The organism is Pseudomonas sp. GXM4, from assembly GCF_008923895.1.
In the GTDB taxonomy this organism is placed as follows: Bacteria; Pseudomonadota; Gammaproteobacteria; order Pseudomonadales; family Pseudomonadaceae; genus Aquipseudomonas; species Aquipseudomonas atacamensis.
On the sequence record NZ_WBRZ01000003.1, the window covers coordinates 14,791 to 29,874 of the forward strand.

13 protein-coding genes are annotated in these 15,084 nt (G+C 60.2%); 2 read left to right on the forward strand and 11 right to left on the reverse strand.

All coding sequences use genetic code 11. The features are described from left to right. Positions 1-32: 32 nt before the first annotated feature. The 7 genes from F8N49_RS01055 to F8N49_RS01085 all read right to left on the reverse strand — a co-directional run bounded on the left by F8N49_RS01055 (position 33) and on the right by F8N49_RS01085 (position 7,693). Complete coding sequence (locus tag F8N49_RS01055) at positions 33-443, reverse strand: DUF1850 domain-containing protein (RefSeq protein ID WP_151550628.1); 411 nt, start codon at positions 441-443, stop codon at positions 33-35. Next, complete coding sequence (locus F8N49_RS01060; protein ID WP_151550629.1) at positions 440-2,467, reverse strand: TRAP transporter permease; 2,028 nt, start codon at positions 2,465-2,467, stop codon at positions 440-442. Before F8N49_RS01060 ends, F8N49_RS01055 begins: the two co-directional genes overlap by 4 nt. Before the next feature lie 71 nt (positions 2,468-2,538). Next, positions 2,539-3,489: a TAXI family TRAP transporter solute-binding subunit gene (locus tag F8N49_RS01065; protein WP_151550630.1), complete on the reverse strand. Its 951-nt coding sequence runs from the start codon at positions 3,487-3,489 to the stop codon at positions 2,539-2,541. An 83-nt stretch (positions 3,490-3,572) separates the two neighbouring features. Further along, positions 3,573-4,856 (reverse strand): C4-dicarboxylate TRAP transporter large permease protein DctM, encoded by a 1,284-nt coding sequence (gene dctM, locus F8N49_RS01070; protein ID WP_073475087.1) that lies wholly within the window; start codon positions 4,854-4,856, stop codon positions 3,573-3,575. Beyond that, positions 4,853-5,485, reverse strand: a complete 633-nt coding sequence (locus F8N49_RS01075; RefSeq protein WP_024012587.1) for a TRAP transporter small permease — start codon at positions 5,483-5,485, stop codon at positions 4,853-4,855. The genes dctM and F8N49_RS01075 overlap by 4 nt, the downstream gene beginning before the upstream one ends. Positions 5,486-5,547: 62 nt before the next feature. Beyond that, positions 5,548-6,543: a C4-dicarboxylate TRAP substrate-binding protein DctP gene (gene dctP, locus F8N49_RS01080; RefSeq protein ID WP_024012588.1), complete on the reverse strand. Its 996-nt coding sequence runs from the start codon at positions 6,541-6,543 to the stop codon at positions 5,548-5,550. Between the two features lie 199 nt (positions 6,544-6,742). Then, positions 6,743-7,693: a LysR family transcriptional regulator gene (locus tag F8N49_RS01085; RefSeq protein WP_073475080.1), complete on the reverse strand. Its 951-nt coding sequence runs from the start codon at positions 7,691-7,693 to the stop codon at positions 6,743-6,745. 101 nt (positions 7,694-7,794) lie between these two features. Between F8N49_RS01085 and F8N49_RS01090 the strand changes: the two genes are divergently transcribed. Both F8N49_RS01090 and F8N49_RS01095 read left to right on the forward strand, forming a co-directional pair. Next, positions 7,795-8,535, forward strand: a complete 741-nt coding sequence (locus F8N49_RS01090; RefSeq protein ID WP_151550631.1) for an SDR family oxidoreductase — start codon at positions 7,795-7,797, stop codon at positions 8,533-8,535. Between the two features lie 28 nt (positions 8,536-8,563). Then, positions 8,564-9,646 carry an alkene reductase gene (locus F8N49_RS01095; RefSeq protein WP_151550632.1) on the forward strand — a complete coding sequence of 361 codons (1,083 nt, stop codon included), beginning with the start codon at positions 8,564-8,566 and terminating at the stop codon, positions 9,644-9,646. Positions 9,647-9,776: 130 nt separating this feature from the next. Here F8N49_RS01095 and F8N49_RS01100 read toward each other — a convergent pair whose 3' ends face one another. The 4 genes from F8N49_RS01100 to xylG form a co-directional block, all read right to left on the reverse strand. After that, on the reverse strand, positions 9,777-11,138 hold the full coding sequence (locus F8N49_RS01100) for a cytosine permease (protein WP_151550633.1): 1,362 nt from the start codon (positions 11,136-11,138) through the stop codon (positions 9,777-9,779). Between the two features lie 13 nt (positions 11,139-11,151). After that, the gene (locus tag F8N49_RS01105; RefSeq protein ID WP_151550634.1) at positions 11,152-11,826 is read right to left on the reverse strand and encodes a cysteine hydrolase family protein; all 675 of its coding nucleotides are present in this window, start codon (positions 11,824-11,826) and stop codon (positions 11,152-11,154) included. A 524-nt stretch (positions 11,827-12,350) separates the two neighbouring features. Beyond that, entirely contained in the window at positions 12,351-13,487 is a 1,137-nt protein-coding gene (locus F8N49_RS01110) for a sugar ABC transporter permease (protein ID WP_016774325.1), read from the reverse strand. Further along, a complete protein-coding gene (gene xylG / locus F8N49_RS01115; RefSeq protein WP_151550635.1) occupies positions 13,488-15,044 on the reverse strand; it encodes a D-xylose ABC transporter ATP-binding protein in 1,557 nt (518 codons plus the stop codon). Positions 15,045-15,084 lie beyond the last annotated feature (40 nt).

Genomic DNA, 15,084 nt, shown 5'->3' on the forward strand with positions numbered 1-15,084 from the left:
GATGTTGGCGACAGCTCGCCACGGCTTCCTGGCTAACCATCATGCGATGGCGATAGCGAAGTCATTTCGCAACCCCACAACTGCAAGAACGGCTGGCTGATCCTGGCCGGCCCAACCCATCGGCTGACCAATTCGCACTTGCCATCCATGCATAACTGGTAATCGCCGGCCTCCGGGGTTCGGCCCAATTGCAGTGGTTGCAGCGGCGGCAAGTGGCGTCGGTAATGCCAACTGCCGTTCTCCAGTCGGGCATCGTCGGGTATCTCCATGCCTGCGCCGTTGCCGCGAACCCTGGCCTGCTCAAGAACCAGGCCTTGGGCGGTGACGCGGTAGTCTTCCTCCCAGCGGATCTTTTCGATGCTGTGGTTCCATGCCAGGGTGAAGTTCGCTACCGGCAATTGTGCCCAGATGCTGCCGGCCAGACCCAGGCACAAACCGATCATGCATTGGCCGCTGCGGCGCGCCGCGAGCGCCAGACGTGTTGCACGATTACCAGAATCCCGAGTGCGAAGCCGATTTCATCGGTCACGGGCAGTGCCACGATCAGCAGGGCGCCCGCACCGAGACTCAGCAAACGTTCCCAAAGCAGCATTTTCTGTTGCAGAAAACCGGTCGACGCCATGCCCCAGAGACCAACCGCCAGAAGAGTCTTGATCAGCATGTAGGCAGTCGCCCACAAGTTGTCGCCTTGCAGCATCAGCGCCGGGTTGTAGACCGCCATGAACGGGATGACGAAACCGGCCAGCGCAATGCGCACGGCCCACAGGCTGATCTTGAAGCCGCTTTCCTTGGCAATCGGCGCGGCGGCAAAACAGGCGAGGGCGACCGGCGGGGTCAGGTCGGCGAGGATGCCGAAGTAGAACACGAACATGTGCGACACGATCAGTGGCACGCCCAGCTCCAGCAGGGCGGGGGCGGCGATCGAGCTGGTGATGATGTAGTTGGGAATGGTCGGAATGCCCATCCCCAGCACCAGGCAGGTAATCATCGTCAGGATCAGCGACAGCAGCAGGTTGTCGCGGCCGATGGCGAGGATGTAGCCGGCAAACGTCGAAGCGACGCCGGTGAGCGAAACGATGCCGATAATGACGCCGACCAGTGCGCAGGCGATGCCCACCGGTACCGCGTGGCGGGCGCCCTCGACCAGCGCGTGCAGGCAGATCAGCAGCGTGTCGCGACCGCCCTTGATGAAAGCGCAGACCAGCACCAGGACGGCAATGACCGCAAAAATCACCGCGATGCCGAGCTGGAAAAAACCTGTGCAGAGCACGCCCAGGGCAATCCAGAACGCACAGCGCAGGCCAAAGCTGTGCACCCGGAAAATGATCGCCGAGCCGAGGATCACGATGGCGGTCAATGCCAGGCCGACCATGCCCGAGAACAGCGGTGTGCGCCCGGAAAACAGCAGGTAAACCAGAACCAGCAGAGGAATCAGCAAATACCAGCGGGCTTTCACCGCGCCCCATGCGCTGGGGCATTGGTCTTTGGGCAGCCCCTTGAGGTTGGAGCGTTTGGCTTCCAGATGGACCATCCAGAACACCGAACCGAAATACAGCAGGGCCGGTATCAGCGCCGCCTTGGCGATTTCGACGAAGGGCACATTGATGGTTTCAGCCATGATAAAGGCGACCGCGCCCATCACCGGAGGCATGATCTGGCTGCCCATGCTGGAGGTGGCTTCCACGCCGCCGGCGAACGCGGCGCGATAGCCAAAGCGCTTCATCAGCGGAATGGTGAATTGCCCGGTGGTCACGACGTTGGCAATCCCGGAGCCGGTGATTGTCCCCATCAATGCCGACGAGGCCACGGCCACTTTCGCCGGGCCTCCCAGCTTGTGACCGAACAAGCCCATGGCGAAGTCGGTAAACAATTTGATCATGCCGGCCTGCTCGAGGAATGCGCCGAACAGGATGAACAGGAAAATGTAGGTCGCCGATACGTACGTCGGCGTGCCGTACAGCCCTTCGGTGCCGAACGACAGTTGATTGATGATCTGGTCGAAACCGTAGCCGCGATGGGCCAGTTCGCCGGGCAGGTATTCCCCGAACAGGCCGTACGCCAGGAACAACCCGCAAATCACCGGCAGCGCAATGCCCATGACCCGTCGCGCGGCTTCGAATACCAGAGCAATCAACACGATGCCGATAGCCAGATCGGCGGACGTCAGATCACCGGAGCGCTGGATCAGATCGGCCTCGAACATCCATTGATACAGCGCGGTAACGATGGCGGCCAGGCTCAACAGCCACGCCAGCGGTTGCCACGGACGGTCTGTGCCGCGTGCGGGATAACTGAGAAACACCACCCACAGCAGGAAGCCGACGTGCACCGCACGCAGCACTTGGCTGGAGAGAGGAGAAAAGGCTGCGGTGACGATCTGGAAAATCGAGAACAGCAACGCTACGTAAAACAGGGTTTTCGGCCAGTCCCGTGGGTTCGCGGAAATACCGTGATGCTCGTCACTCATTGGCTGCCTTCCTCATGACCACGCAAAGGAATCGACGCTGCAGTGGCCGTCACGCCACTGCGCACAAGCGCTTATAACGCGCCTTTTTCCTTGTAGTAGCGCTCGGCGCCGGGGTGCAGCGCGATCGGCAGGTTTTTCGCAGCCGCTTCCAGCTTGATGTCCTTGGCCGCCGAATGGGAGTTACCCAGGCGCCCCAGGTTGTCGAACAGCAGGCGGGTCATGTCATAGACGACGTCATCCGGCAGGTCGGCGCGGGTTACAAGAATATTGGTGATTGCCACGGTGGGCACGGCTTCGGCCTGTCCGTCGTAGGTGTTGGCCGGGATCATTGCGCTCTGGTAGGCCGGATTGCCGATTTTTGCCACCACTTCACTCGGGATCGCCACGTAGTTCAGCGGCATCACCGACGACAGGTCACGAATGGCGGCCATGCCCAATCCAGACGACTGCAGGGTGGCATCCAGTTGCCGGTTCTTGATCAATTCCACCGATTCGGCGAACGGCAGATATTGCACCTTGCCCATGTCCTCGTAGGTCAGGCCGGCCGCCTTGAATATCGCCCGCGCATTCAATTCAGTCCCGGATTTTGGGGCGCCGACCGAGATGGTCTTGCCCTTGAGATCGGCGAGGGTTTTGATCCCCGACTCTTTGCTGGCGACGATTTGAATGTAATTGGGATAAGCACCGCCCAAGGCGCGCAATTTGGTCAGCGGTGCTTTGAAACCGGCGTCTTCCACGCCGTTTTTGGCGTCGGCCACTGAGTCGCCCAAAGCCAGGGCCAATTCGCCGCGACCGGCCTGTAGCAGGTTGAGGTTTTCCACCGACGCTTTGGTGGCCTGCACCGATGTCTTCGAACCGGCAATGCCGTCGCTGTAGATTTGCGACAGGCCGACCCCGATCGGGTAGTAAACCCCGCTGGTTCCGCCGGTGAGGATATTGATGAACACGGGCGCGGCCTGCGCAGCACTGCTAAGGATCAGCGTGGCGGCGGCCAGCAGGGCAAAGCGTGTTTTGACTCGCATGGGGGCACTTCTCCGTCTTGTTATGGTTTTAAGCAGAGTGATTGCACTCTGGCCGGTCCCGGCTGAACGTGATCGTCACGACGTCAGTTCATCCCCAGCCAGTTCGGCAGCACCAGTGAGATCCACGGCACGTAAGTAATCAGGATCAGGAACAACAGCAGAATCGACAACCAGGGCATCGCGGCTTTGACTGTGGCCGGCAAGGACATGCCGGTCACCGCCGAGGTCACGAACAGGTTCAGGCCCACCGGTGGCGTGATCAGGCCGATCTCAAGATTGACCACCATGATGATGCCGAGGTGAATCGGATCGATGCCCAGTTTCATCGCGATAGGAAAAAGGATGGGCGCCAGGATCAGGATGATCGCTGACGGTTCCATGAACGCGCCGGCAATCAACAGCACAATGTTGACCATCAGCAGAAACGTCACCGGCGTCAGCCCGGCTTCGATCACCCAGGCAGTAATTTGTTGAGGTAACTGTTCGGTGGTCAGCACGTGGGCGAACAGCATGGCGTTGGCAATGATGAACATCAGCATGATGCTCAGCTTGGCCGAGTCGAGGAGAACCTTGGGTGTCTCGCGAAAGGTCAGATCCTTGTAGACGAACAGAGCGATGAAGGCCGAATAGACGGCTGCCACTGCGGCAGCTTCGGTCGGGGTGAACATGCCCGAATAGATGCCGCCGAGGATGATCACCATCAGCAACAGGCCCCATATTGCCTTGCGTGCTGTACTCAGAAACTCGCGAAGCGTCGCACGCGGCAAGGCGGGGAGATTTTTCTTCACCGCGACGATGTAGATCGCCACCATCAACGCCGTGCCCAGCAGCAGGCCAGGCACCACGCCGGCCATGAACAGCTTGCCCACGGAGGTTTCTGTAGCGGCGGCGTAAACCACCATCACAATCGACGGCGGGATAAGGATACCCAGCGTACCGGCGTTGCAGATGATCCCTGCGCCGAACGCCTGCGGGTAGCCGGAACGGACCATCCCGGCAATCGCAATCGAGCCCACCGCAGCGACCGTGGCGGGACTTGAACCGGAGAGGGCGGCAAACAGCATGCAGGCCAGCACCGCCGCGATGGCCAGGCCGCCGCGAATGTGCCCGACACAGGCGTTGGCGAAGTCGATCAGCCGGCGGGCGACGCCGCCGGTGGTCATGAAGGCCCCGGCCAGCAGGAAAAACGGAATGGCCAGCAGCGTGTAGTGTTCCGAGGTCTCGAACAGTTTGATCGCCAGCGAGCGCACCGAGTCGGGACTGAAGAAAATGATCGTCAAGGAGCCGGCCAGCCCCAGCGAAATGGCGATCGGCACGCCGATGAACATCAAGGCGAACAAGGCCACGAACAGGAAGGCGATGGTCATGGCTTGTCATCCTCGTGTTCGGCAAGTTTCAGCGCGTCGGCCGCTTCATCGGCCAGCCCGAGGCCGGTCTGACGGTTGAGCAGGATGCGCAGGAGAATTTCAGCGAAGCGGATGAACACCAGCGCGAAGCCCAGCGGCACGATCAACCCGATATGCCACTGCATGACGCCGAAATGGCCGAGATCCTCGGCACCGATACCGGCGTTCATCAAGGTTTCAATCCATTCGAAGCTGGCGACGGCCAGCAGCCCCGCGTAGGCCAGACAGCACAGGCAGGCGAGGATGCCGATGTAACGCTGTACCGATCTGCGCGCCAGTTTGACCAGTGCGTCGACACCGATATGCCCGGCGGTGCGCACGCCATAAGCCAGGCCGAAAAAAATCAGCCAGCCGAACAGCGCTTTGGTCAGGGCAGTGCTCCAGGTCATGGCCTGCGCCATGCCCATGATCTGATCGCCAACGGCGAACAGCGGAACACTGGCCGCCGGCCAATGATCGGCGAGCCAGTAAAACAGACTGTAGAAATTGTTGAGGATCACGTAGACAAACGTGACGAGGGTCATGGCCGCAAGAAGGAAGACGATGAAGCCTTCCTCGAAGTGTTCCCAGATTCGCCGAAGCGCTTTCATGGATGGCATCTCACGTCGAGTGAAGACGGGCAGGCGCCGACGCAGCGGCGCCTGCCTTGCGATTATTGCGCCTGGTTTGCGGCTTCGGCGGCAGAGATCAGCTCAGCGCCGATTTCGCCTTCGAATTTCTTCCACACCGGTTTCATCGCATCGCGCCATTGCGCACGTTCTTCTGGCGTGAGGGTGATGATTTCCGTGGTTTTGGCGGCAAGAATGCGCTGCTTGTCACCCTCGTTCAGTTGCTGGGCTTCCTTGTTCACGTGGGTGGTGACTTCCACGACGATCTTGTCCAGTTCGCTGCGCACATCGGGTGGCAGGCCGTTCCAGAATTTGGTGTTGGTGATCAGCATGTAGTCCAGTACACCGTGGTTGGATTCGGTGATGTACTTCTGCACTTCATGCATCTTCTGGCTGTAGATGTTCGAGTAAGGATTCTCCGCCCCGTTGACCACACCGGTCTGCAGGCCTTGGTATACCTCGGCAAAACTCATCTTGCGCGGATTGGCGCGCACCGCCTTGAACTGCTCCTCCAGCACCGCCGAGGCCTGCACGCGGAACTTCAGGCCGCGCGCATCCGCCGGTACACGCAGTGGCTTGTTGGCCGACAGTTGTTTCATGCCGTTGTGCCAATAAGCCAGGCCGGTGATGTTTTTGCTTTCCATGGATTTGAGCAGGCCCTGACCCTGCGGGCTCAGTTGAAAGCGGTCGACAGCGTTGATGTCATTGAAGAGGAAGGGCAGGTCGAACAACTGCACTGACTTGGTGTATTGCTCGAACTTGGCCAGCGACGGCGCAATCATCTGCACATCGCCGAGCAACAGGGCTTCCATTTCCTTGCCGTCACCAAAGAGCGAGGAGTTGGGATACACCTCGACCTTGACCTTGCCCGGCAAGCGTTCCTCGACCAGTTTCTTGAACAGCAACGCACCTTGCCCCTTGGGCGTCTGGTCAGCGACCACATGCGAGAACTTGATGATCACCGGGTCTGCCGCCATGGCCGGGTTCATGCTGCTTACCGCCAAAGCGCAGGCAAGTGCGCTGAACAGAGATCTGAGCATCTGGGTGATTCCTCTTGTTTTTATTGTGATGACCGCTCGACGCGCTGAACGCGTTCAAGTGCCGAGACATGTTCAAGTCTAGGCAGAAATATCTGATTTGCCGGGGAATTGGCGAGAAAGGGTAAAACACCAACGAAAGGTCGAACTCTGATCCGCGCATTGAGCTCTGGCATGATGCATCCAGCCGAGCGAGCTCCCTTCAATGTTTCACCGCATTCTCGATGACCTGATCCCATGGCGGCGTGGCGGGGAATAGTTCAAGCAGGAACGCCGTGAACGCTTTGACATTCGGGCTACCGCGACGGCTCTCCGGCCACAACGCGGTAATGGCGAAGCGTTCGACGGTGAACTGTGGCAGCACCGGGACCAGTTCGCCCCGACGAACATACGCCGCCGCGACGTAGTGCGGCGAAATACCGATGCCGCCGCCGGCAGCCAGCACCGCCGCGACCGCATCGCTGGCATCAACGGTGAAGGCCGCGTCGGGTGCCAGTTCCAACTGTCTGTCTCCGGCCAGATACGGCCAGCGCAAAGTCTGCCCGGTGCTTTGATAGCGGAAATTCACGCACTCGTGCTCGGCGAGATCCTCGGCCGTAAGCGGAGTACCCTTGCGCTGCAAATAGTCCGGCGAGGCAAACGCACCGATTCGATGTGGCCCAAGCGGCCGAGAGATGAGACGTGAGTCGGCAAGATTGCCAACCCGAACCGCGACATCAATGCCTTGCTCGATGAGGTCGGCATATTGATCGCCGAGCCGCAGATCGACCGTCACATTTGGATATTGCTCGCGAAACCTCGGCAGGGCTGGCGCGAGGATATTCAATCCGATGGGCAACGGCGCTGTGACTTTCAATACCCCCGAAGGCTCGGCGCGGGAGGCGACGGCGGCCTGATCGATGTCTTCGACTTCGCGCAGAATCCGCAGCGCCCGTTCGTAAAGATCACGGCCTTCCGGGGTGAGTACCAGCGAGCGGGTGGTGCGGGTAAACAGCATAAGCCCGAAATGCTCTTCGAGTCGTTGCACGCTTTTACTGATGGCCGACGGCGACACCGACAATGCTCGAGCGGCAGCCGTGTAGCTGCCCAGCGAAGCCGCGCGTGCAAAGGCGATAAGCCCGGTTAAACGATCCAATCCAATTTGTGCCTTCATGGCACTAGTAAAGCGACTTTCGGCCCAATTATCAATGTGGCTTCCAAACCGTAGTCTTTGCCCATCGAACGCCATTCAGGTGTTCCAGACGGAGACTCAGCATGAACATCAGCCAAAACCTGCCATCCACACTCAACGACAAAACCGTGGTCATTTTCGGCGGCACTTCCGGCATTGGCCTTGCCGCTGCGGTGCAAGCGAAAGCCGCCGGCGCCAAGGTCATCGTCATCGGTTCGAACGCCGCACGTGCCGAGCAGGCCGCCAGCGAACATGGGCTCGATGGCTGGCGCGCGGCCGACGTGACTGATAGCCAGGCTCTCGAAACTGCCTTGGCCGATATCCCTAAGGTCGATCACCTCGTTCTGCTCGCCGGCTCGTTTGTGGCTGGCACCGTGCTCGCGGCTGATCTCGATTATCTGCACCGCGCGTTCGATGAACGCATCTGGGCATCGATCAATGCGATTCGGGTTCTTGGCGACAGGCTGGCAAGAGACGGCTCGATCACGTTTATCTCCGGCTCTCTGGCTGATCGCCCGAATGCCTACGGCACCGCCGTGCTCGCCGCCGCCTCGGCAGCGATGGAAGCACTGGCTCGCGGTCTGGCTCTGGAATTGGCACCCGTGCGGGTCAACACGCTGTCGCCCGGCCCGATCAACACCCAGATTCTCGGCAAGGCACTGGGCGAGGGGCGTGATGCGTTCGTCGCTTCTCTTGAGCAGGTGCTGCCCCTGCATCGCCTCGGCACAGCCGCAGAGGCGGGTGCGGCAGCAGTGTTCCTGATGAGCAACACCTTCATGAACGGCGCTGTACTAAACATCGACGGCGGCGCACGCCTGGTTTGATCCAGCCCACCTTTTTGAGAGCCTGAACATGACATCGTTATTCGATTCCCTGCGCCTCGGCGCGCTCGATTTGCCCAACCGCATCCTGATGGCGCCGATGACCCGCGCGCGCGGCACTCGCGAACACGTCCCGACCGAGATGATGGTCGAGTATTACCGCCAGCGCGCCAGCGCCGGCCTGATCATTTCCGAAGCGATCGGCATCAGCCAGCAAGGTCTGGGCTGGCCGTACGCGACGGGCATCTGGTCGGCCGAACAGGTCGCCGGCTGGCGTAAGGTCACCGACGCAGTGCATGGCGCTGGTGGCCGGATCATCGCGCAGCTGTGGCACATGGGCCGGGTCGTGCACCCGAGTTTCCTTGGCGGCGGCGAGCCGGTTTCCGCATCGGTCACCACCGCGCCGGGGCAGGCGCATACGTATGCAGGCAAGCAGCCGTATACCCCGGCGCGCGCGTTACCGCTGGAAGAAATCCCCGCATTGCTGGAAGACTTTCGACAGGCGACCCGCAATGCAATCGAGGCGGGTTTCGATGGCGTGCAGATCCACGCCGCCAACGGTTATCTGATCGACCAGTTTCTGCGCGACAGTGACAATTTCCGCAGCGATGCCTATGGCGGTTCGGTCGACAACCGCATCCGCTTACTTAAGGAAGTGACCGAGGCGGTCGCCGAAGTCATCGGCGCCGACCGCACCGGCGTGCGCTTGACCCCAAGCAGCTATGAACAGGGCATCCGCGACAGTGATCCCGAAACACTGTTCATCCGCGCCGCCGAAGTGCTGTCATTGATCGGCATTGCTCATCTGGAAGTCCGCGAACCGCCGCTGGACGGCACCTTCGGCAAGTCCGAACGACCACCGCTGGCCGGGGCGATCCGCGAAGTGTTCAAAGGCGTGCTGATCCTCAATTCGGATTACGGTTTCGCCAGGGCTAAAGCGCAACTGGATGCCGGATTCGCCGATGCGATTGCGTTTGGACGGCCGTTTATTGCCAATCCAGATTTGCCGCTGCGATTCGCTCGGCAGTTGCCATTGGTGGAAAGCGAAATGAGCACGTGGTTCAGCCAGGGCAGGGAAGGGTATGTGGATTATCCGGGGCTGGATGGCATTTGAATTGAGCATCAGTGCCAGTCGCCAAGGCAGTGCATGCCTTGGCGCGCTGGTCCGAAGGGGGGCTGACGTCTGCGCTGACAGACCTCAGCCCCTATCTCCGGGTTATGGAAAGCAGATCTGCTCTGCTCAGTCAGACTCCCGTTGCCTTGATCAACAGCGAACCGCGCCGGCGCATGAGGGCGTAATAAGCGCACGCAGGGCACAGCAAGCCAACGGCCCACGCCAGGTCGACGCCTTGCAGGCTGGTGGCAACAGGCCCGACGTACATCGAGGTGTTCATGAACGGAATTTCCAGAGCAATAGTGCACATGAATATTGCGATTGCTGTCCAGTTCACCCGACCGTAGATGCCTGCCGGATCGAAGATGTCGGCAATCCGGTAAACGCCTTTGCGCAGCGCGTAGTAATCGACAAGATTGATCGCCGTCCAGGGGATCAGAAAGTAGCTCATGAAAAAGATGAAATTCAGGAAGAACTGCAGAAAGTCGTCCTGCGCCAGAGTGCATAAACCGGTAGCGGTCGTGCAGATGATCAGCAGGAATCCCGCACGTACAGACGGGGTGATTTTGAGTGCAGAGAAAGGCTCGATCATCGTGACCGTCGACATGAAAGCGCCATACAGGTTGAACACGTTGATGGCGATCTGGCCGTAAAGCACGAATGCCACCATCAGCAGGGTGCCTCCTCCGAGCAGGCCTATCAGATGCAGCCCGACGTTATCGGAGAACCCCACCATGCCCTTGGCCAGTACGGCGCCTAACAACATCATCCAGCTTCCACCGATCACGGTACCGGCATAGCTGTACCAGAACACTTGGCGGGTGGATGTGTCGCTCGGCAAATAGCGAGAGTAGTCCGCCACGTAAGGTGCGTAGGACAATTGCCAAGTGACCGCGATGCTGACGGAGGCGAGGAAGCTGACCAGATTGAAACCCTGCGCGGTCCATTGGCCGGTCTCTATCGGCAGCGCGAGGGCGAGCAGGGTGGCGATGCCGAACACCGCAATCGAAATCAGCGAAAGCAGCTTCTGCACGCGATGAATCAATTGGTAGCCGAACAGCGCGACCAGGAAGCATGCCGCGCCCAGCAGAGCGATGTTGCCAGCGGTGCTCAACGGGCTCAGGTCGCTCACCGCCTGAGCAGCCAACAGCGTGTTGCTGACGAAAAAGCCCAAGTAAATAAGCATGACGAACAGCAGCGGGACGATGGCGCCGAAAACCCCGAATTGTGCCCGGCTCTGGATCATCTGCGGAATACCCAGTCTCGGCCCCTGCGCGGAGTGCGAAGCCATGAAAATTGCACCAATCAGCGAACCGGTAAGGATCGATAGCGCACTCCAGAAAAGATTGAGTCCCAGGCTGATGGGCAACACTCCAGCCGCTACCGTGGTGATGTTGGCGTTGGCACCAAACCAGACGAAGAACAGGGAACGTGGCCGACCGTGACGCTCGCTCTCTGGGATAAAGTCGATGCTGCGTTTTTCAACTTTCATGTCTGTTCTCCGTTCAGCAGGCGTCGACGAGGCGGCGTTGAAAGCGCGCTACGACTTGTGGGAATTCATCTGGCTGGAAGGCGAGGTGATCGGGTTCTGCGGTTCGAAGCGATGTTGCCGGCTCGTTGTTCCAGCGTCTCGACAATTGCTCGGTGGTGAAGAGCTCCAGCCCGTACAGCCAGTTGGAAAGGATGAACAGTGCCGAGTAATGCGCTCCCTCTGTAGTCGCACTACAGGCGTCAGCGACAAGGCTGATCTGGAAGTCGTGCTGATAGGCGTCGAACAGACTGCTCATGACACACACATCCGTCAGCACGCCGATGACCACCAGGTGCTTGATGCCTCGGCGGTTGAGCATCTGAGCCAAACGGGTGCCGTGGAAGGCGCTGTAGCGGCGTTTATCGATGACGACGTCAGCGTCTCGAGGCGCCAGGGCGTCAATGATCTCGATCGCAGATGTGCCGGTGCGGTAAGTCGTTGGCCTGCCTTGGTCGTCTACCGGTTCGCCCAGCGCCAGATCGCGGCCCGGAGCGTCGTTGACATGGCGGGTATAGAAAATCGGGATATGCAACTGGCGAGCGCGATCGATCAGGGACGCGGCGTTATCGACCACTTGATCGAAGCGTTCGAGCGGGAAGCCATCTTCCTTTTGCATATCGATCACAAGCAAGGCGGTGTCTTGGTTCATCAGGTTTGTTCCGGATGCAGAGCGCCGGGCGAGCCGGAGGGACTCACCTGGAAACTCGGTAATGACGGTGCGCAGCGATTCGCCAAGGCGGAAACTGCGAGAGATCGAGAGAGACTCTCGTGGGGAGGTGTTACCTGACTATCTGCCAGAAACCGTTTTGCTTCGCGCTCACGCAGGATGGCAGCCGCGGCAGCACGATGGAGGACGAAGAGCGGAATCGACGGAGATAACGCGCCATGGCTGCACACGGCAACGCACACGCCGCGCTTGAAGAGCGGGTGTGAGCGTCGCCGAATTGTGCGGAGGATACAGGCATGGCCATAGACCTTGAGCGCGATATGCACTGGAGGAGCAAGATACGGGCCAAGCTGTGCAAGGCCCTCGAAGCCATTGAGCCAGAGCGGACCAAGCGTTTGAAACAGCGTTTTTTGGTATCTGGTATTCCATAATATTGTGTTACGTAGCGTAGCAGCGGCTTGCGTTCTTACTCCCTTTTGAAGCAGATCCCTCCAGGTTTGCCGCGATCAACGCCGCGCCGTGCGCGTACTCACATCCACCCAGACCGCCAACACCAGAATGCTGCCCTTGACGATCATCTGCCAGTAGCTATCCACGTCGAGCATGGACATGCCGTTGTCCAGGCTGGTGATCACCAGTGCGCCGAGGAGGGCGCCGTAGACGGTGCCGGAGCCGCCGCGCATGGAGGTGCCGCCGATGAAGCAGGCGGCGATGGCGTCGAGTTCGCCCATGCTGCCGGCGGACGGTGAGCCGGCGGCGAGGCGTGCGGTGTTGACCACGCCGGCGAGGGCGCACATCACGCCCATGATGCCGAAAATCCACAGCTTGACCGCCTGCACATTGATGCCTGACAGGCGCGTGGCTTCCATGTTGCTGCCGACCGAATAGACCCGGCGGCCGAACACGGTCTGGCTGGTGACGTAGCTGAACACACCGAGCAGAATCAGCAACAGCAGCACCGGCACGGGAATGCCGTCATAGCTGTTGAGGGTCTGGACGAAACCGGCCAGCACCGCGCCGATCACCAGCACGCGCACAACATCACGCACCAGCGAATGCGCCGCCAGGCCATGCAGGGCGCGATTGCGTCGTTGTTTCCAGGTCAGGAACACCGTCAGCACAAACAGCAGCACACCCAGGCCAGTGCCGATCGCGTGAGGCAGATAACCCTGGCCGACGTAGACCAGCTCCGGCGAAACCGGGGCGATGGTGGTGCCGCCGGTGATCCCCAGCAAAATGCCGCGAAACGCCAACATGCCGCCCAGCCCGACGATAAATGACGGTATGCGCAAGTACGCCGCCATGTAGCCGTTGGCGAGGCCGATCATCAGGCCGCAGAGGGCAACCAGACTGAGATTCGCCAGCAGCGGAATGTGATAGACCACGTCGAGTATCGCCGCGAGGCCGCCGAGCAGGCCGAGCAATGAACCCACCGACAAATCGATCTCGCCGCTGATGATCACCAGCACCATGCCGCAGGCCAGAATTCCGGTGATCGACATCTGCCGCAGCAGGTTGGAAAGGTTGCGCGGGGTGAGGAAGCCGCCCTCGGTCTGCCAGCTGAAGAACAGCCAGATCAGCACCACGGCAAATACCAGCGCGAGCATCTTGTAGCGGGTGAACAGTTGTTTGACCTGATTCATTTACGCGGTTTTCCGATCATTATTGTTATGGCTGCCCGGCTGGCTGAGGGCGGCGGCGAGTACCTGTTCCTGGGTCAGCTCGTGGTTGACGAAATCGCCGCGCAACTGGCCTTCGCCGATCACCAATACGCGGTCGGAGACGCCGAGTACTTCGGCCAGTTCCGACGAAACCATGATGATCGACACGCCTTCGGCGGCCAGCGCGCCCATCAACTTGTAGATCTCGTACTTGGCGCCGACATCCACGCCTCGGGTCGGCTCGTCGAGAATCAGCACGCGCGGTTTGGCCAGGAGCATTTTGGCGAGTACGGCTTTCTGCTGGTTACCGCCCGACAGGCTGGTGATCGGCAGGGAGGGACTTGCGGTTTTCAGATGCAGACGGGAGATTTCCCGGTCGATGCAGCCCAGTTCGGCTTCGGCATCGATGCGGGTCATTTTCGAATAGCTCTCGAGCACGGCGAGGGTGATGTTCTGACCGACACCGAGATCCGGAATGATGCCCTGGCGCTTGCGATCTTCGGGCACCAGGCACAGGCCGGCGCGGATCGCTTTCAGCGGCGTGCGCGTGTCGATCGGTCGGCCGTCCAGCCAGACTTCGCCCTCGTGGCGTCCGGGGTAGGCGCCGAACAGTGCGGTGACCAGTTCGGTGCGGCCGGCCCCGACCAGCCCGGCAATGCCGAGAATCTCGCCGCGCTTGAGGCTAAAGGAAATGTCGTCGACCCGTTTGCGCTTGGGGTTGTCGACGTCGTAGCAAGTGATGTGGCGCGCTTCGAAAATCACCTCGCCAATCTCGTGCGGCTCGCTGGGGTAGAGGTTGCTCATTTCGCGCCCGACCATCTGCGTGATGATCTGTGGAATGTCCATGTCGGCCATGGCGGTGGTGGCGATGTGTTTGCCGTCGCGGATCACCGAAATGGTGTCGCACACGGCGGCGACTTCATCGAGTTTGTGCGAGATGTAGACGCAGGCGACGCCCTTGGCTTTGAGGTCGCGGATGCTGTCCAGCAGCACTTCGATTTCCGAGCGGCTCAGGGCCGAGGAAGGTTCGTCGAGAATCAGCAGACGCGCCTGTTTGTTCAGGGCCTTGGCGATTTCCACCAGTTGCTGATAACCGCCGCCGTACTGCGAAACCGGCAGCGACACGTTCATGTCCGGCACTTTCAATTCACGCATCAACGCTTCGGCACGGTGGATCATCGCCGGGTAGTTCATGCGCCCGCCCGGCAGCGTCAGCTCATGGCCCATGAAGATGTTTTCCGCCACCGACAAGTCCGGCACCAGGGTCAGTTCCTGATGGATGATGACGATGCCGGCGGCCTCGGTTTCGCTGATCGATTGCGCCCGGAGCGGTTGCCCGTCCCAGAGGATTTCACCGTCCCAGGTGCCATGGGGATAGACCGCCGAAAGGATCTTCATCAGCGTCGACTTGCCGGCGCCATTCTCGCCGCACAGGCCCACGCATTCACCGGGCCGGACCTTGATGTCGATGCCGTTAAGCGCTTTGACACCGCCAAAGGTTTTGACGATGCCGTTCATTTGCAGCAGATAGTCGGACATGGAAAAGGCTCGTATACCAGGGACCTGAACACCAAAGAGC

Coding starts and splice junctions, on each gene's coding strand:
- F8N49_RS01110 (WP_016774325.1), bottom strand. CDS start 13,487: ATGAATCAGGTCAAACAACTGTTCACCCGCTACAAGATGCTCGCGCTG.
- F8N49_RS01085 (WP_073475080.1), bottom strand. CDS start 7,693: ATGAAGGCACAAATTGGATTGGATCGTTTAACCGGGCTTATCGCCTTT.
- F8N49_RS01055 (WP_151550628.1), bottom strand. CDS start 443: ATGATCGGTTTGTGCCTGGGTCTGGCCGGCAGCATCTGGGCACAATTG.
- xylG (WP_151550635.1), bottom strand. CDS start 15,044: ATGTCCGACTATCTGCTGCAAATGAACGGCATCGTCAAAACCTTTGGC.
- F8N49_RS01105 (WP_151550634.1), bottom strand. CDS start 11,826: ATGAACCAAGACACCGCCTTGCTTGTGATCGATATGCAAAAGGAAGAT.
- F8N49_RS01075 (WP_024012587.1), bottom strand. CDS start 5,485: ATGAAAGCGCTTCGGCGAATCTGGGAACACTTCGAGGAAGGCTTCATC.
- F8N49_RS01095 (WP_151550632.1), top strand. CDS start 8,564: ATGACATCGTTATTCGATTCCCTGCGCCTCGGCGCGCTCGATTTGCCC.
- F8N49_RS01100 (WP_151550633.1), bottom strand. CDS start 11,138: ATGAAAGTTGAAAAACGCAGCATCGACTTTATCCCAGAGAGCGAGCGT.
- F8N49_RS01065 (WP_151550630.1), bottom strand. CDS start 3,489: ATGCGAGTCAAAACACGCTTTGCCCTGCTGGCCGCCGCCACGCTGATC.
- F8N49_RS01090 (WP_151550631.1), top strand. CDS start 7,795: ATGAACATCAGCCAAAACCTGCCATCCACACTCAACGACAAAACCGTG.
- dctP (WP_024012588.1), bottom strand. CDS start 6,543: ATGCTCAGATCTCTGTTCAGCGCACTTGCCTGCGCTTTGGCGGTAAGC.
- dctM (WP_073475087.1), bottom strand. CDS start 4,856: ATGACCATCGCCTTCCTGTTCGTGGCCTTGTTCGCCTTGATGTTCATC.
- F8N49_RS01060 (WP_151550629.1), bottom strand. CDS start 2,467: ATGAGTGACGAGCATCACGGTATTTCCGCGAACCCACGGGACTGGCCG.